Origin of the sequence: Bradyrhizobium sp. 26S5, from assembly GCF_036923295.1 — a bacterium.
GTDB lineage: Bacteria > Pseudomonadota > Alphaproteobacteria > Rhizobiales > Xanthobacteraceae > Bradyrhizobium > Bradyrhizobium septentrionale.
Genome location: NZ_CP145948.1, coordinates 6,334,237 through 6,351,975 on the forward strand (window position 1 = coordinate 6,334,237; position 17,739 = coordinate 6,351,975).

Consider the following 17,739-nt stretch of genomic DNA (forward strand, 5'->3'; position numbering starts at 1 on the left):
CCTGTCAAGCCCACGCGCTGAAAATATTTCGCTTTATCAGAAAAACAACTCAGTGTATGGTTCGCCCGTCTCACCCGATCGAGGGGCGCTGCGCATCGTCACGGGTGTTGCGGTGAGATGCGGTGGACGCTGATTGCGCAACTGACGAGTGCGCATGACGCGGACGGTGAAGTCGTGTGGTCCTGACGCCCTAGCGGCCGGTGTCCTTTTGTGAGACGCAACTGCGTCTTGCGAAGGCGGTGACAAGCAAGCCCAGTCTCGCCGGGGAGAGCACGAAGTAAGCCGTAACCCATCGCGCAGGGAAAGCCGGATTGCTCCGGTTACACCTGTGGTCCTACCCCCGAGCTCTCTACCCTTTTGCTCGGGGCCCATGGGTGCGATCGGCACCCGGCTTTCCCTGCGCCCTCTATTCTCAGAGGGCGAAACGAAGAGCAAAGCTCGGACGATTCATATCGCGAGAACGCGGTTGTGTGAGTCACAAATCGCGCCACACATTCACCGTCGTCCCGGCGAAGGCCGGGACCCATAACCACAAATGCCGATTGTTATGCACCGTTGGAACGACGAGTCCCGTCAACCACATCTGCCGCGGCGTATGGGTCCCGGCCTTCGCCGGGACGACGTGTGGAGAGTATCCGGGCCTCAAATCGATTCTTGCGCGAACGGAACGCCCGCAAACCTCACCGCCCCTGCCGCAAACTCCCCTCCAGCCGCGCCAGCTCGCCGTCGAGATCGCGCTCGACGTCGGCCACGTGCATGTCGACCACCCGATAGTCGCGCGCCTCGAGCCAGGCGCGGCGCTTGGTGCGGTCGGCGCCGATGGCCTCGCTCTCGTTCGGATTGACCAGCTCGATCGCGATCCGGTGCACGAAGGAGACGAAGTCGGGGATGTGGCGGCCGACCGGGGTCTGGCGCTTGAACTGGCCGGCGAAGCGGCGGTCCCGCGTCAGCGCCTGCCACAGGATGCGTTCGGCGTCGGTCGGGTTGCGGCGGAGCAGCCGGGCGAGGCCGCGCACCGTGCTGGAGTAGTCGGCGACGGCGCCGCCCCCTCCCTGTTCCGCGAGCAGCGCCCGCAGCCGGGTCGCCTGGGCGCCGTCGAGCACGCCGCCCTTGGCCGGGCCCTTGCGCCCCTCGGCGATCGCCATCACCACCCCGTGCAGCGTGTGCATGTCCTGCTTGGTCGGGTCCATCCGGGTGAAGATGTTGCGCAGGTTCACCAGCATGGTGTCGCGCTTCTCCGCCGGCCGCAGGAACTCGACCTTGTCGAGCTCGGCGACGAGGTTGTCGAAGAATGCCTGCATCTGGTGCTGGGAGGCCGGCTCGGAGCGCTCGGGCATCGCGAACGGCAGCGCGCCCGCGGTCGAGAGCTTGAACCACTCGTAGCCCATCAACAGCACCGCCTGCGCCAAATTGAGCGAGGCGAAACCCGGGTTGACCGGGAAGGTGATGATGCGGTTGGCGAGCGCGACCTCCTCATTGGTCAGGCCGGCGCGCTCCCGCCCGAACAGGATGCCAGCCCCGCCGCCGGAGGCGACATGGCCGACGATCTCGCCGGCCGCGCCTTCCGGCCCGACCACCGGCTTGGCCTGGTCGTGGGCACGGGCGGTGGTCGCAAACACCAGCGTCAGGTCGGCGATCGCCTCTTCGACGGTGTCGAACAGTTCAACCGAACCGATGATGTGGTCGGCGCCGGCCGCGGCACGCTGCGCGGCGACATTCGGCCAGCCGTCACGCGGATTGACGATGCGCATCCGGGTCAACGCGAAGTTGCCCATCGCGCGCGCGGCCATGCCGATGTTCTCGCCAAGCTGCGGCTCGACCAGGATGACGACGGGACCGGCAAGGTCGTGCCCTGCCTTGGTCTTGTCGGTGCCGGACATCTCACTTCGCTTTCTGATTCAACGTCTGAAGGTTTTGAATCAGCTTCCGAAGAGCCTGATTCAAAGTCTCATGCAGGCGGCCCAAGAGCAGCATCGACCAGCTGTGTACCGGTTTTGCGCGGGACCATTTTCTCCAAGGAGATAACAGGGTTAGCGGCGATTGCGAATCCTCAATCGGAGTCCAGGTCGCACGCAGCGCAGGCTGCCGCTTGCGCGCGCTTCGCCTTCGGATAGGCTATCAACCACAACCAAAGCGAAGCTGTAAAGGCACGCTTGAGACGCCGGTTGAACGGCGAGGCACCTTGGGGGGACGACGATGCGGGGCAGATGGACGCTGGCGATTGTGGGCCTGGTTTTGATCTTGGCGGGGGGCCTGCTCGCCCACCTCACGCAGACCGCAGGCGGCATCCGGATCGAGGAAGTCAGGTTCAAGGGCGCCAAGGGCAACACGATGAGTGCCCTGCTCTATATCCCGGCGAATGCCACGGCGCAGATCCCGGCGCCCGGCATCCTCGCGGTCCACGGCTACATCAATTCGCGCGAGACCCAGGACGGCTTCGCCATCGAATTCGCCCGCCGCGGCTATGTCGTGCTGGCGCTCGACCAGACCGGCCATGGCTACAGCGACCCGCCCTCCTTCGCCAACGGCTTTGGCGGACCCGACGGCCTTGCCTATCTCCGCAGCCTGCCATTCGTCGACAAGGAGAACATCGGGCTCGAGGGCCATTCGATGGGCGGCTGGACCGTACTGGCCGCCGCCGCCGCGATGCCCAACGACTACAAGTCGATGGTGCTGGAGGGGTCTTCGACCGGCAAGCCGTTCGCCGCCGAGGGCACCGCGAGCTGGCCGCGCAACACCGCTTTGGTGTTCGCCCAGTACGAGGAATTCTCCACCCTGATGTGGGGCGTCGACCTCGCCCGCGACGTCGCCACGAGCCCAAAGCTCTGGGCGCTGTTCGGCACCCAGGGCGCGGTCGAGCCGGGCAAGGTCTATGGCGATCCTGCTGCGGGCACCGCACGGGTGCTGTACACGCCGGCGATGACCCATCCGGCCGAGCACATCTCGCATGAGGCGATCGGCTACAGCCTCGACTGGTTCGCCAAAACGCTGAAGGGCGGCACGGCGCGCCCCGTTGACGACCAGATCTGGTTCCGCAAGGAGATCGGGACCCTGATCGCGCTGATCGGCTTCGTCGCGCTCGTGATCGGGACGTTCGACGGGCTGCTGGAGGCACAGATGTTCTCCCGCCTGCGGCTGCCGGCGGTCGCCGACGGCACCATGCCGCCGCATGAGGCCGCGAGCGGCCGGCGCTGGACCACGGCGTTCATCCTCTCGGCCTTCATTCCGGCGCTGACCTATTATCCGGCCTTTGCGCTGGGCGGCACCTTCGTGACCCCGAGCACGTTCCTGCCGCAGGGCATCACCAACCAGATCCTGGTCTGGGTCATCATCAACGGCCTGATCACGCTCGCCCTGATGCGGTTCGCGCCGAAGCGCGCCAGCCGGGCCGGCCTCGTCGGTCAATCCGTCGTGATCGCGGTGATTTCGGTTGCGGTCGGCTATGCCGCGCTCTGGCTCGCCGACCTCGCGTTCAAGATCGACTTCAGGTTCTGGATCGTCGCACTCAAGTTGATGAGCGCGAAGCAATTCCTCATCTTCCTGATCTATCTGATTCCGTTCACGACGTTTTTCGTCGTGGCGCTGCACGTGCTGCACCGGAATTTCTCGACCATGGATGCCCCGCGCGGGGCGCTCTATCTGACCAACATCCTGGCGCTGACGTTCGGTTTCATCGTGTTGCTGGTCCTGCAATACGGCACGCTGTGGCTGACCGGAAAACTGTTCAATCCGATCCCGGACCCCAGTTTCGTGCCGCTCTCGACCATCGTTGCGATCCAGTTCGTGCCGCTCCTGGCGATCGTCGCCGTGATCGCGACCTTCACCTGGCGGCGGACCGGATCGAGCCTGCCGGGGGCCCTGATCGCAGGCCTGTTCGTGACCTGGTACATCGTGGCGGGGACGGCGACCCAGGTCCCATTTTAGAGGGTTTTCAAGCGAAGTGGGCACCGGTTCGCGTGAAGAAAACCCGTCAAAGACAAGGACCGGGAGCCGCCATCAGAATGGCGGTTCTCGATGAAAAGATGGGCTTAAAGTGCATAACCGGTCCGCTTCCGCCCGCCCCCGGGCGGTGCTATAGCGCAGGCGTATTCCAACCCGCGGTCAAAAGCGCGCTGTTCCCAAGAGGGCCCCTCCGTCATGGCAAAAATCAAGGTATCCAATCCCGTCGTCGAGCTCGATGGCGACGAGATGACCCGGATCATCTGGCAGTACATCAAGGACAAGCTGATCAACCCGTTCCTGGATGTCGAACTGCTCTATTTCGATCTCGGCATGGAATACCGCGATGCGACCAATGACCAGGTGACCATCGACGCCGCCAACGCCATCAAGAAGGTCGGCGTCGGCGTCAAATGCGCCACCATCACCCCGGACGAGGCCCGGGTGAAGGAATTCAACCTGAAGGAAATGTGGAAGTCGCCGAACGGCACCATCCGCAACATCCTCGGCGGCTGCATCTTCCGTGAGCCGATCATCTGCAAGAACGTGCCGCGCCTGGTTCCCGGCTGGTCCAAGCCGATCATCATCGGCCGCCACGCCTTCGGCGACCAGTACCGCGCCACCGACATCAAGTTCCCCGGCAAGGGCGTGCTGACGATGAAGTTCGTCGGTGAAGACGGCGCCGTGATCGAGAAGGAAGTGTTCAAGGCGAACGGTGCCGGCGTCGCGATGCAGATGTACAATCTCGACGATTCCATCATCGATTTCGCCCGCGCCTCGTTCAATTACGGCCTGATGCGCAACTACCCGGTCTATCTGTCGACCAAGAACACGATCCTGAAGGTCTATGACGGCCGCTTCAAGGACATCTTCCAGGACGTATTCGACCGCGAGTTCAAGAAGGACTTCGACGCCAAGGGCCTGACCTACGAGCACCGCCTGATCGACGACATGGTGGCCTCGGCGCTGAAATGGTCCGGCGGCTATGTCTGGGCCTGCAAGAACTATGACGGCGACGTGCAGTCCGACACCGTGGCCCAGGGCTACGGCTCGCTCGGCCTGATGACCTCGGTGCTGCTCACCCCGGACGGCAAGACCGTGGAAGCCGAAGCCGCCCACGGCACCGTGACCCGCCACTATCGCGAGCACCAGAAGGGCAAGGAGACCTCGACCAACTCGATCGCGTCGATCTTCGCCTGGACCCGTGGCCTCGCCCACCGCGCCAAGCTCGACAACAATCCGGAACTGGCGAAGTTCGCCACCACCCTGGAGAAGGTCTGCGTCGCGACCGTCGAGGAGGGCTACATGACCAAGGACCTGGCGCTCCTGGTCGGTGCCGACCAGCGCTGGCTCTCGACCACCGGCTTCCTCGACAAGGTTGCCGACAACCTCGGCAAGGCGATGGCGGCCTAAGGCCGCCTGTTGCCGAACGTTGCAGTGAGCGTGACCATGACCCTACTCGGCCGGGTGACGCTCGCATCCTTGTTGCTGACCGGATCGGCGGCGCTCGCTGCCGATCCCCTGCCCGCCCCCGTTGCGGCGCCGGACGAGACCGCGGTCCTCACCGTCCACGCCGAGGGCGCCCAGGTCTATGAGTGCAAGCCGGTCACCGACGGCAAGCTCGCCTGGTCGTTCCGCGAACCCATCGCCACCCTGATCGCCGGCGGCCGCACGGTCGGCCGGCACTATGCCGGCCCGAACTGGGAGCATGTCGACGGCAGCGCCGTGACCGCCCGCACCGCCGGCAGCGCACCCGGCGCCACCGCATCAGATATTCCCTGGCTGAAACTCGAGGTGATCGCCCACCGCGGCAACGGCGTGCTGACCAGCGTCGCCACCGTGCAGCGGATTAACACCTCGGGTGGTGCGCTCGACGGCGCCTGCGACAAGGTCGGCGCGTTGCGGAGCGCCCCCTATTCGGCGGATTACGTGTTCCTGCGCCGCGACTGAGCTAGTCGCGGATGCCGCCGTCGGTCTCGCTCGGCGCCTGGGCAATTTCGCCGGCGGCTAGGTCGCCACCGGCCGTGAGCGGATCGGCGAGCCGCGCCTCCGCCGTTTCCCGGACATGCGCGGCGAGCGCCGGCATGCGCTCGATCAGGGCATGGAAGTCCTGCGCGTCGAGCGCCAGCAGCTTGGTCTTGCGCGTCGCCGTCACCGTGCCGGAGCGGTTGGTCCGCCGCAGCAGCGCGATCTCGCCGAAGAACGCGCCGTCGGCAAGCCGCACACGCTGGCTCGGCAGGTCGATCTCGACCTCGCCCGCGGTGATGAAATACATCGACGACGCCGCGTCGCCGCGCCGCACCAGCACCTCGCCGGCCTCGATGGTCTGCGACCGCAGCAGGCGCATGATGTCGGCGATATCGGCGGCGTTGAGATGCGAGAACAGCGGCACCCGCGCCAGCATGCCCCAGGTCACGACGAAGTCGCGGCGCCGGACCTCGTCGGCGAACGCGGTCGAGACGATCGCGACCGGCAGCGCGATCATCGCGAAGCCGACCACGATCGCAACCACGGTGACGATCCGCCCGAGCGGCGTCACCGGGACGACGTCACCGTAACCGACGGTGCCGAGCGTCACGATCGCCCACCACATCGCCTGCGGCATGGTGCCGAACTTGTCCGGCTGCACCTTGTGCTCGATGGCATAGAGCAGCGAGGCGAACAGCAGCACCGCGCCGGTCAGGATCACGACGCAGCCGAACAGCGTGCGCCGCTCGGCGTGCAGGGCCGCCAGCAGCGAGCGCATCGCGGTCGAATAGCGCACCAGCTTCAGGAACGGCAGCATGCCGAACAGCACCAGCGCGGTCTTGTCACCAATCGCAAGCGCGATGGCCGACGGCAGGAAGGCGAGCAGGTCGATCACGCCGAGCGCCGAGAAGGCGTATTCGAGCCGCGCCTGCAGCGGCGTCATGTCGCGCAGCGAGCGGCCGACCACGCTCCAGAGCCGCGCGGCATATTCCAGCGCAAAGGCGATGACGGCGGCGATTTCGATCGCCGTGAACGGCCACCACAGCTGCGCATCGAACTCGGGCACCGATGCCAGGATCGCCGCCAGCACGTCGACACTGATGATCGCGATGACCAGCCGGACAAAGCGCGAGCCGACCGAATGCGGCAGGTGGTCCTGCTCGAGCAGCGCGTAGAGACGGTCGCGCAGCCCGGGATCGCTGATCGTGGGCTTGCCCGGAGCCGTCGCCACGATCAGCCTCTCCGTCAGGCGCCGGCCGATGCCTGTTGAGTCATCGCCTGCTCGATCGCCGACAGCGCCGCATCCGCCTTGGCGCCGTCGGGCCCGCCCGCCTGCGCCATGTCGGGCCGGCCGCCGCCGCCCTTGCCGCCGAGCGCCTCGGAGCCCTTGCGCACCAGCTCGACCGCGTTGAAGCGCGAGGTCAGATCGGCGGTAACACCGACCACGATGCCGGCCTTGCCGTCCTCGGTGACGCCGACGATCGCGACCACGCCCGAGCCGATCTGCTTCTTGCCGTCGTCGACGAGGCTCTTCAGGTCCTTGGTCTCGACGCCCTCGACCGCGCGGGCGAGCAGCTTGACGTTGCCGACCTCGCGCACGCCCGAGGCCGCGCCGTTCGACGACGCGCCGCCACCGCCCATCGCGAGCTTCTTGCGGGCGTCCGACAGGTCGCGCTCGAGCTTCTTGCGCTCTTCCATCAGCGCCGTGATGCGCGCCGGGACATCCTCGATCGTGGTGCGCAGCTCCTGCGCCGCGGTCTTGGCCAGCGCCATCGTGTCATTGGCGTGCCTGCGCGCATGGCGCCCGGTCAGTGCCTCGATGCGGCGCACGCCCGACGCCACCGCGCCCTCGCCGGTCACCGAGATCAGGCCGATATCGCCGGTGCGGCGGACATGGGTGCCGCCGCAAAGCTCGACCGACCAGCCGAGCACGTTCTGACCGTGCTCGCGGGCGCTCTTGCCCATCGAGACGACGCGGACCTCGTCGCCATATTTCTCGCCGAACAGCGCGCGAGCGCCGGCCTCGCGGGCGTCGTCGACCCCCATGATGCGGGTCGTCACCTCGTCATTCTCGAGCACGACGTCGTTGGCGATGTCCTCGACCCGGGCAAGCTCGTCCGGCGTGATCGGCTTCGGATGCACGAAGTCGAAGCGCAGCCGGTCCGGCGTGACCAGCGAGCCGCGCTGGGCGATGTGATCGCCGAGCACCTGGCGCAGCGCCTCATGCAAGAGGTGCGTCGCGGAGTGGTTGGCGCGGATCGACGAACGCCTCGCGTGATCGACCTCGAGCTGCAACGCGGTGCCGACGTTGAGCGTACCCTGCTCCACCGTGCCCAGATGCACGAACAGATCGCCTGCCTTCTTCTGCGTGTCGGTGACGCGGAACTTGACGCCGTCACGCGTAAGGATGCCGATGTCGCCGACCTGGCCGCCGGACTCCGCATAGAACGGGGTCTGGTTCAACACGATCGCGCCGCTCTCGCCGGTCTTGAGAGTGCCGGTCTCGGCGCCGTCCTTGACCAGTGCCGTCACCACGCCTTCCGCGCTCTCGGTCTCATAGCCGAGGAATTCGGTCGCGCCGAGCTTCTCGCGCAGCGGAAACCAGATCGCTTCGGTCGTCGCCTCGCCCGAACCTGTCCAGGAGGCGCGCGCCTTGACGCGCTGCCGCTCCATCGCATCGGTGAACGCCGCCTGGTCGACGCTGATGCCGCGCGACTTCAGCGCGTCCTGCGTCAAATCCAGCGGGAAGCCAAAGGTATCGTACAGCGTGAACGCGGTGTCGCCGTCGAACATGTCGCCCTTCTTGAGGCCGGCGCTCTTCTCGTCGAGGATCGACAGGCCGCGCACCAGCGTCTTGCGGAAGCGCGTCTCTTCCAGCCGCAGCGTCTCCTCGATCAGCTTCTCCGCACGCACCAGGTCCGGATAGGCCTGACCCATCTCGCGGACCAGCGCCCAGACCAGCCGGTGCATCAGCGGCTCATGCGCGCCGAGCAATTGGGCATGGCGCATCGCACGGCGCATGATCCGGCGCAGCACGTAGCCGCGGCCCTCGTTCGACGGCAGCACGCCGTCGGCAATCAGGAACGCCGACGAGCGCAGATGGTCCGCGATAACCCGATACGACGCAACGGTCTGCTCGTTCGGACCGTGTCCGAGCGCGGATGCGGCCGCATCGATCAAATGGCGGAACAGATCGGTCTCGAACACGCTTTCGGCGCCTTGCAGGATCAAGGCCATGCGTTCCAGGCCCATGCCGGTGTCGATCGAGGGACGCGGCAGCGGCACGCGCTCCTCCTTCGTCACCTGGTCGAACTGCATGAACACCAGGTTCCAGAACTCGAGGAAGCGATCGCCGTCCTCCTCCGGACTGCCCGGAGGTCCGCCCCAGATATGCTCGCCGCGGTCGATGAAGATCTCGGAGCACGGACCGCACGGCCCGGTATCGCCCGCCGCCCAGAAATTGTCCGACGTCGCGATGCGGATGATGCGGTCGTCCGAGAAGCCGGCGATCTTCTTCCAATGGCCCGCCGCCTCGTCGTCGTCGTGGTAGATGGTGACGAGCAGCTTGTCCTTCTTCAGCCCGAAATCCTTGGTGACCAGGTTCCAGGCGAGCTCGATCGCGCGCTCCTTGAAGTAATCGCCGAACGAGAAGTTGCCGAGCATCTCGAAGAAGGTGAGATGGCGCGCGGTGTAGCCGACATTGTCGAGGTCGTTATGCTTGCCGCCGGCGCGCACGCACTTCTGCGCGGTGGTCGCGCGCTGATAGGAACGCTTCTCGACGCCGGTGAAGACGTTCTTGAACTGCACCATGCCGGCCGCCGTGAACATCAGGGTCGGGTCGTTGCGCGGCACCAGCGGCGACGACGGCACGATTTCGTGGCCGTTCGCCTTGAAGTAGTTCAGAAAAGTCGACCTGATGTCGTTGACGCTGCTCATGTTCATCCAATCGGAAATAGGGGCCGGTCAGCCGCAAAAAGGCGTCATTTCCGGCCGAACGCTTTTAGACAAGGCCAGCTGCGGTGTCCAGAAACTGTGCAGGCGGATCATGGGCTTGCCGCGGCAGCACAAAGCCCACTGGATAGTTGCTGCAGCTGCGTTGACAGTCTTGGCGGCGCCGTGTTTTCTACCTACCTATAGCTAAGTCACGTCGGGAGAGACCGGCCTTGCGCCGGCGCCGAAGGAGCAACCGCCCCGGAAACTCTCAGGCAAAAGGACCGCGTGACGTCTGACATCTGGAAAGAGGCGCTGGGTCATCCCCGATGCGTCCGCCGACGGGATAATACTCTCAGGCACAGCGACAGATGGGGCTTTCTGCAGGTTTCTCAAGGGGAAATAGGTCCCCTGCGGGAACCGCGAGGGCCCTGTGATGCTTGCGCGCGAAACTTCCCCGCTGAAACAGACCCCGCTGCACGCGCTGCACCTGGCGCGCGGCGCCAAGATGGTGCCGTTCGCCGGCTATGACATGCCGGTGCAATACACCGCCGGCGTGCTCAAGGAGCACTTGCACACCCGCAGCAACGCCGGCCTGTTCGACGTGTCCCACATGGGCCAGCTCGCGCTGAAGCCCAAATCCGGCAAGGTCACTGATGCAGCGCTCGCGCTGGAAAACCTGGTGCCGCAGGACATTGTCGGCATCGCGCCGGGACGGCAGCGCTACGCCCAATTCACCAATGACGACGGCGGGCTGCTCGACGATTTGATGGTCGCGAATTTCGGCGATCATCTGTTCCTGGTGGTGAACGCCGCCTGCAAGGCCGAGGACGAGGCGCATCTGCGCGCGCATCTCTCCGACGCCTGCGAAATCGTGTCGCTGGCCGACCGCGCGCTGATCGCGCTGCAGGGGCCGACAGCCGAATCGGCGCTGGCGAAACTTTGTGCAGATGTCAGTTCGATGAAATTCATGGACGCCGGCCCGCGCCGCGTCGCCGATATCGACTGTTTCGTCTCGCGCTCCGGCTACACCGGCGAGGACGGCTTTGAAATCTCGGTGCCGGCGGACAAGGCCGAAACCCTGGTCACCGCACTGCTGGACAATTCCGACGTGCTGCCGATCGGGCTCGGCGCGCGTGATAGCCTGCGGCTCGAAGCCGGGCTCTGCCTCTATGGCCATGACATCGACACCACGACGACGCCGGTCGAAGGCGCGCTGGAATGGTCGGTACAGAAGGTTCGCCGCAGCGGCGGCGGCCGCGCCGGCGGTTTTCCGGGCGCCGACAAGATCCTCGCACAGTTCGCGCAAGGCGCTTCCCGCCGCCGTGTCGGCTTGCGACCGGAAGGCCGCGCGCCGGTGCGCGAAGGCGCCGTCCTGTTCGCCGACCCGACCTCCACCGAGCCAATCGGCAAGGTGACGTCGGGCGGCTTCGGCCCGAGCCTCAATGCCCCCGTTGCGATGGGCTATCTGCCGACCTCGCTTTCCGCGCTCGACACCACCGTTTTCGCCGAGGTGCGCGGCCAGCGACTGCCGCTGAAGGTCGCCGCCACGCCCTTCGTTCCCAATACCTACAAACGCTAGACGCCAAAGGATCGATCCCCATGACGACGCTGTACACGTCCGACCACGAATGGCTCCGCATCGAGGGCGACGTCGCCACGATCGGGATCACCGACTACGCGCAATCGCAGCTCGGCGACGTCGTGTTCGTCGAATTGCCGAAGGTCGGCCGCAGCCTGAAGAAGGCCGAGGCCGCCGCCGTCGTCGAATCCGTCAAGGCCGCCTCCGACGTCTACGCGCCGATCACCGGCGAGGTGATCGAGGTCAACGAAGAACTCGCGGCCGAGCCCGCGCTGGTCAATTCGGATGCCGGCGGCAAGGCCTGGTTCTTCAAGCTGAAGATATCAGACAAGAGCGAACTCGGCGGCCTGATGGATGAGGCCGCCTACGCCGCCCACACCGCCTGAGGATCAGCCCGAGGATCAAGCCATGAACGCGCCCTTCAAGCCGATCAACGAAGCCGCCACCGATTTCGTCCGCCGCCACATCGGACCGTCGCCGCGCGACGTCAACGCGATGCTGGAGACGGTCGGCGCTGCGAGCCTGCAGGCAATGATGGACGAGACGCTGCCGGCGTCGATCCGCCAGAAGGCGCCGCTCGATCTCGGCCGCGCGCTGAGCGAGACCGAGGCGCTTTCGCATATGAGCGAGCTCGCCGCGCAGAACCAGGTGTTCACCTCGCTGATCGGCCAGGGCTATTCCGGCACCATCCTGCCCGCGGTGATCCAGCGCAACATCCTGGAGAACCCGGCCTGGTACACCGCCTACACGCCGTACCAGCCGGAGATCAGCCAGGGCCGGCTCGAAGCGCTGTTCAACTTCCAGACCATGGTCTGCGACCTCACCGGGCTCGACGTCGCCAACGCCTCGCTGCTCGACGAGGCGACCGCGGCGGCGGAGGCGATGGCGCTCGCCGAGCGCCACTCGCAGGTCAAGGCGAAGGTGTTCTTCGTCGACAAGGAGGTGCATCCGCAGACGCTTGCCGTGATGCGCACGCGCGCAGCGCCCTTGGGCTGGGCGCTGGTCGTCGGCGATCCCCTGACCGAACTCGACAAGGCCGACGTGCTCGGCGCGCTGCTGCAATATCCGGGCACCTCGGGCGCGGTGCGCGACCTCAGGCCCGCGATCGCGTCGCTGCGCGCCAAGGGCGCGCTTGCGATCGTGGCGGCGGACTTGCTGTCGCTCACGCTGCTCACCTCGCCCGGCGAGCTCGGCGCCGACATCGCAATCGGCTCGGCGCAGCGGTTCGGCGTGCCGATGGGTTATGGCGGCCCGCACGCCGCCTACATGGCAGTGCGCGACACGCTGAAGCGCTCGCTGCCCGGCCGAATCGTCGGCCTGTCGGTGGATTCCCGCGGCGCGCCGGCCTATCGGCTCGCGCTGCAGACCCGCGAGCAGCATATCCGCCGCGAGAAGGCGACCTCCAACATCTGCACCGCGCAGGTGCTGCTCGCCGTGATCGCCTCGATGTATGCGGTCTATCACGGCCCCGAGGGCCTGACCCATATCGCACGCAGCGTGCATCGCCGCGCCACCGTGCTTGCCGCAGGCCTGCGCAAGCTCGGCTTTGCGCCTGTGAGCGAAGCGTTCTTCGACACCGTGACCGTCGAAGCCGGTGCGAAGCAGATCGAGCTGGTCTCCCGCGCGCTGGCGGAGCGGATCAATCTGCGCATCGGCGCGACCACGCTCGGCATCGCGCTCGACGAGACCACCACGCCTGAGACCGTCGAGGCGGTGTGGCGCGTGTTCGGCGGCAAGCTCAGCTATGCCGAGATCGAGGCGGCCGCACGCGAGGCGCTGCCGAAGGAGCTGCGGCGCACCAGCGCCTTCCTCACCCATCCGGTGTTCAACACGCACCGCTCGGAGACCGAACTGCTGCGCTACATGCGCAAGCTCAGCGATCGTGACCTGGCGCTCGACCGCGCGATGATCCCGCTAGGCTCCTGCACCATGAAGCTGAACGCCACCACCGAGATGATCCCGCTGACCTGGCCGGCGTTCGGCAATCTGCATCCGTTCGCGCCTGCGGATCAGGCCAAGGGCTATCACGCGCTGTTCCAGCGGCTGGAGCAGTGGCTGTGCGACATCACCGGCTATGACGCGGTCTCGCTGCAGCCGAACTCCGGCGCGCAAGGCGAATATGCCGGGCTGCTGGCGATCCGCGGCTATCATCTCGCGCGCGGCGAGCCGCACCGCAAGGTGTGCCTGATCCCCTCCTCCGCGCACGGCACCAATCCGGCCTCCGCCGCGATGGTCGGCATGGACGTCGTGGTGGTGGCCTGCGATGCGCGCGGCGACGTCGACGTCAATGATCTTCGCGCCAAGGCGGAGAAGCACTCGAAAGACCTCGCCGCTGTCATGATCACCTATCCGTCGACCCACGGCGTGTTCGAGGAGCATATCAGCGAGATCTGCGACATTGTGCATGCGCATGGCGGACAGGTCTATCTCGACGGCGCCAACATGAACGCGCAGGTCGGGCTGTCGCGGCCCGGCGATTACGGCGCCGATGTCAGCCATCTCAACCTGCACAAGACCTTCTGCATCCCGCATGGCGGCGGCGGTCCCGGCATGGGCCCGATCGGCGTCAAGGCGCATCTGGCTCCCTATCTGCCCGGCCATCCCGCGACAGACGGCACGGTTGCGCACGCCATCGGCCCGGTGTCGGCCGCGCCGTTCGGCTCGGCATCGATCCTGACCATCTCCTACATCTACATCCTGATGATGGGCGGCGAAGGCCTCACACGCGCCACCGAGATCGCGATTCTCAACGCGAACTACATCGCCGCGCGGCTGCAGCCGCACTTCCCGGTGCTGTATCGCAACGCCCGTGACCGCGTCGCGCATGAATGCATCATCGACCCGCGGGCGCTGAAGACGACCAGCGGCGTCACCGTGGACGACATTGCCAAGCGGCTGATCGATTACGGCTTCCACGCGCCGACCATGAGCTTCCCGGTGGCGGGCACGCTGATGATCGAGCCGACGGAATCGGAATCCAAGTTCGAGATCGACCGCTTCTGCGACGCCATGATCGCGATCCGCAACGAGATCGCGGAGATCGAGAAGGGCCGCTGGAAGGTCGAGGCCTCGCCGCTGCGCCACGCGCCGCACACCGTCCACGACATCGCCGACGATGCCTGGAACCGGGCCTACAGCCGCGCCGAGGGCTGCTTCCCCGCGGGCGTGTCACGTTCCGACAAATACTGGAGCCCGGTCGGGCGCGTCGACAACGTCTATGGCGATCGCAATCTGGTGTGCTCGTGCCCGCCGGTGGAGGATTACGCGCAGGCGGCGGAGTAGCGCGGGCGATTAGCGTAGGTGCCGTAGGATGGGTAGAGCGCAGCGAAACCCATCACCAGTGCCAATCACGCTCAATGAACGATGGGTTTCGCTTCCGCCTTCGCTCTTCGAGCTACGGCGGACAAGTCGCGGTACCCATCCTACGGTCTGGCAATCATAAGGCCCGGCGAGACTGCGGGGCGAACGACGGCGAGCAATGCCGCGGCAGGAGGATTCATGCGCCAGGAATTCTGGTTTCACTTCCCGTTTCGCGTCCGCTATTCCGAAGTCGACGCGCAGGCGGTGGTGTTCAACGCCCACTACCTGACCTATTTCGACACCGCGATCACCGAATATTTTCGCGCGATGGGCTACGACTATCTCGGCGAGGTGGCGCGGACCGGCGTCGACTTTCATACCGTGAAGTCGGTCGTCGAATACAAGGCGCCGATCCGGTTCGACGAGGACATCGAGGTCTGCGTGCGGGTCGCGCGGATCGGCCGCTCCTCGATCGTGCTTGCGCTTGCGATCTTCGCCAAGGGCTCCGACGACCTTCGCGCCACCGGCGAAATCATCTGGGTCGCCACCGACCAGAAGACGCAGCAATCGGTCGCCGTGACCGAGGACTTGCGCGCGCTGATCGCGAGCCGGGAAAAGGCGCTGGCGCAGGGGTAAGCCGACTGCCAATCCGCGTTGCGCGGATTGAGACACAACGGCCACTCCGCCATCGGGCGCTAGTGCTTCACCAAGGTTGGGCTCCAGCGCCAGAGATTGTCGTTGGTGAGGTGCGTGCCGCCCCACCAGCGATCGATCGGATTGTGACGACTGAAGTCCTCCTTATGGGCGAGGACAGCTTCGCCAAATTCAGTCAGCGACAGCCGGCTTCGCCGATAGGCCTCCATGCGCGCTCGCAAATTCTCAGGGGCGATCACGCGTAGCTCATCATCGAGCCCAGCGATCGCGGGCTGCGGCCCATGCGCGAGCCCTTGAAGCAGCGTCCCGATTTTCATGTCGGTGAATACCGCGCGTTGACCGAACCCGCGAAGGTAGAACAACCCGTTCGTACCCATGAAGCCCGCCGCAATCAGTTCGAGCAGTCGTAGTTCGGTCGCGCCAAGTCCCGATCTGCTCCACGGAAGCTCCTGGAGCAGGTCAAGCAGGGCCGGCCTCAGCAAGGGAAAGCCGCTGAGGTCTCGACATAGCGCATCGAAGCAAGCCTCGGGCGTTGCCGCGCGATAGGCCTGCCAGCAGATGCTTGCGGTCTCGAGGTCGGCAGGCCGTATGTTGATAAGCGGCACTTCGTTCCATCCGCGCCATGTCTCGTGCAGCGTCGACAGAGCGAAAGCGACCAGGCGCAATTTCAACTTGGCCGCCATCGCCGGGTAAGCCCGGAAATGATCGAGCAACCAAATCAGCTGCAATTGATCATTTGGGTCCGGATCGAACCAAAGCTCGACAATCTCGTAAGGTTCGCAGAATTCGATCAGCGCGAGATCCCTGCGCGCCCTGGCATCCTGAGGCCACTGGCTCCGCGTGCTCCAGTGCGACCAATGTCCGACCGGATCCTGGTCCGACCGTAATCCGAAGTAAGTCTCAAGCTCTCCTAGCGGCGGCAGTGGTCCGCCGACAAATCGAAAGCCGGATGTAATAGCGACCTCGGCGAGCCCCGAACGTGTGAGGCTAAGGCCGGACGGACTGGTCAGGATCAGGCGCTTCATCGGCACAACTCTCTCAACGCCAGACCAAACGAAACGGGCGCCGAAGACGTCGGCAACTCAACGTCCTCAGCGCCCGCTTGCAACGAAATCTTGCAGCCTTACGGCTTACTCCTCGGTCGGCTCCTCGCCCTCGGCGTCGCGCTCGGGCGTGCCGGCGAGAATCTGCTCGGAGATCAGGCCGGAGTTCTGCCGGATTGCGGCTTCGATCTTGGCGGTGATGTCGGGGTTCGCCTTCAGGAAGGCCTTGGAATTCTCGCGTCCCTGGCCGAGCCGCTGGCTGTCATAGGAGAACCAGGCGCCGGATTTCTCGACGATGCCGGCCTTGACGCCGAGGTCGAGGATTTCGCCCATCTTGGAGACGCCCTCGCCATACATGATGTCGAACTCGACCTGCTTGAAAGGCGGCGCCAGCTTGTTCTTCACAACCTTGACGCGGGTGGTGTTGCCGACGACCTCGTCGCGCTCCTTGATCGCGCCGATGCGGCGAATGTCGAGGCGGACCGAGGCATAGAACTTCAGCGCGTTGCCGCCGGTGGTGGTCTCCGGCGAACCGTACATCACGCCGATCTTCATGCGGATCTGGTTGATGAAGATCACCATGGTGTGGGACTTGTTGATCGAGGCGGTGAGCTTGCGCAGCGCCTGGCTCATCAGGCGCGCCTGCAGGCCCGGCAGTGCATCGCCCATCTCGCCCTCGAGCTCGGCTTTCGGCACCAGCGCCGCGACCGAATCGACCACCAGCACGTCGACCGCACCGGAGCGCACCAGCGTGTCGCAGATTTCCAGTGCCTGCTCGCCGGTGTCAGGCTGCGAGATCAGCAGCTCGTCGATGTTGACGCCGAGCTTGCGCGCATAGACCGGGTCGAGCGCGTGTTCAGCGTCGATGAAGGCGCAGATGCCGCCCTTCTTCTGGCCTTCCGCCACCGTGTGCAGCGCCAGCGTGGTCTTGCCCGAGGACTCCGGCCCGTAGATCTCGACGACGCGGCCCTTCGGCAGCCCGCCGACGCCGAGCGCAATGTCGAGCCCGAGCGATCCCGAAGATATCGTCTCGACATCCATCGAGCGGTCGTTCTTGCCGAGCTTCATCACCGAACCCTTGCCGAACTGGCGCTCGATCTGGGAGAGCGCGGCTGAGAGGGCCTTGGACTTGTCCATGGAGGATCCTTCGACGATACGCAGGGCAGTAGCAGACATTGGGATGTGCTCCTTATGGCGGGGATTCGCTAGCGGGACAAACGGGTGATGAGATCGGGCGGAATGCGTTTTTGATTGGAACCTCGTACCACGTTTGTTCTATGTTCGCAATATGTTCTTTCTGGCAAATCGGTGCTGGCCTGCTTT

At 65.5% G+C, this 17,739-nt stretch carries 12 protein-coding genes and 1 riboswitch; of the genes, 7 read left to right on the plus strand and 5 right to left on the minus strand.

The genetic code is table 11. The annotated features are described in order from the left end of the window. Positions 1–680: 680 nt before the first annotated feature. Positions 681–1,880: a TrmJ/YjtD family RNA methyltransferase gene (locus tag V5279_RS29875; protein ID WP_338690756.1), complete on the minus strand. Its 1,200-nt coding sequence runs from the start codon at positions 1,878–1,880 to the stop codon at positions 681–683. A gap of 316 nt (positions 1,881–2,196) precedes the next feature. Between V5279_RS29875 and V5279_RS29880 the strand changes: the two genes are divergently transcribed. The 3 genes from V5279_RS29880 to V5279_RS29890 all read left to right on the plus strand — a co-directional run bounded on the left by V5279_RS29880 (position 2,197) and on the right by V5279_RS29890 (position 5,889). Next, a complete protein-coding gene (locus V5279_RS29880; RefSeq protein ID WP_338690758.1) occupies positions 2,197–3,924 on the plus strand; it encodes an alpha/beta hydrolase family protein in 1,728 nt (575 codons plus the stop codon). 213 nt (positions 3,925–4,137) lie between these two features. Then, positions 4,138–5,352 carry an NADP-dependent isocitrate dehydrogenase gene (locus tag V5279_RS29885; RefSeq protein ID WP_338690760.1) on the plus strand — a complete coding sequence of 405 codons (1,215 nt, stop codon included), beginning with the start codon at positions 4,138–4,140 and terminating at the stop codon, positions 5,350–5,352. 36 nt (positions 5,353–5,388) lie between these two features. Beyond that, positions 5,389–5,889 (plus strand): DUF3455 domain-containing protein, encoded by a 501-nt coding sequence (locus tag V5279_RS29890; protein WP_338690762.1) that lies wholly within the window; start codon positions 5,389–5,391, stop codon positions 5,887–5,889. A 1-nt stretch (position 5,890) separates the two neighbouring features. Here V5279_RS29890 and V5279_RS29895 read toward each other — a convergent pair whose 3' ends face one another. Further along, positions 5,891–7,141: a cyclic nucleotide-gated ion channel gene (locus tag V5279_RS29895; protein ID WP_338701442.1), complete on the minus strand. Its 1,251-nt coding sequence runs from the start codon at positions 7,139–7,141 to the stop codon at positions 5,891–5,893. A gap of 11 nt (positions 7,142–7,152) precedes the next feature. Then, entirely contained in the window at positions 7,153–9,843 is a 2,691-nt protein-coding gene (gene alaS / locus V5279_RS29900) for an alanine--tRNA ligase (protein WP_338690764.1), read from the minus strand. 201 nt (positions 9,844–10,044) lie between these two features. Then, a riboswitch (glycine riboswitch) is annotated at positions 10,045–10,134 on the plus strand. A gap of 139 nt (positions 10,135–10,273) precedes the next feature. Between alaS and gcvT the strand changes: the two genes are divergently transcribed. The 4 genes from gcvT to V5279_RS29920 all read left to right on the plus strand — a co-directional run bounded on the left by gcvT (position 10,274) and on the right by V5279_RS29920 (position 15,355). Next, positions 10,274–11,419: a glycine cleavage system aminomethyltransferase GcvT gene (gene gcvT, locus V5279_RS29905; RefSeq protein WP_338690766.1), complete on the plus strand. Its 1,146-nt coding sequence runs from the start codon at positions 10,274–10,276 to the stop codon at positions 11,417–11,419. A 20-nt stretch (positions 11,420–11,439) separates the two neighbouring features. Then, positions 11,440–11,805: a glycine cleavage system protein GcvH gene (gcvH, locus tag V5279_RS29910; protein WP_029083871.1), complete on the plus strand. Its 366-nt coding sequence runs from the start codon at positions 11,440–11,442 to the stop codon at positions 11,803–11,805. A 22-nt stretch (positions 11,806–11,827) separates the two neighbouring features. Next, on the plus strand, positions 11,828–14,701 hold the full coding sequence (gene gcvP, locus V5279_RS29915; RefSeq protein WP_338690768.1) for an aminomethyl-transferring glycine dehydrogenase: 2,874 nt from the start codon (positions 11,828–11,830) through the stop codon (positions 14,699–14,701). 216 nt (positions 14,702–14,917) lie between these two features. Then, positions 14,918–15,355, plus strand: a complete 438-nt coding sequence (locus tag V5279_RS29920) for a thioesterase family protein (RefSeq protein WP_338690770.1) — start codon at positions 14,918–14,920, stop codon at positions 15,353–15,355. Positions 15,356–15,414: 59 nt separating this feature from the next. Here V5279_RS29920 and V5279_RS29925 read toward each other — a convergent pair whose 3' ends face one another. Both V5279_RS29925 and recA read right to left on the minus strand, forming a co-directional pair. Beyond that, positions 15,415–16,398: a hypothetical protein gene (locus V5279_RS29925; protein ID WP_338690772.1), complete on the minus strand. Its 984-nt coding sequence runs from the start codon at positions 16,396–16,398 to the stop codon at positions 15,415–15,417. A 105-nt stretch (positions 16,399–16,503) separates the two neighbouring features. Continuing rightward, positions 16,504–17,592, minus strand: a complete 1,089-nt coding sequence (gene recA, locus V5279_RS29930; protein ID WP_166207076.1) for a recombinase RecA — start codon at positions 17,590–17,592, stop codon at positions 16,504–16,506. Positions 17,593–17,739 lie beyond the last annotated feature (147 nt).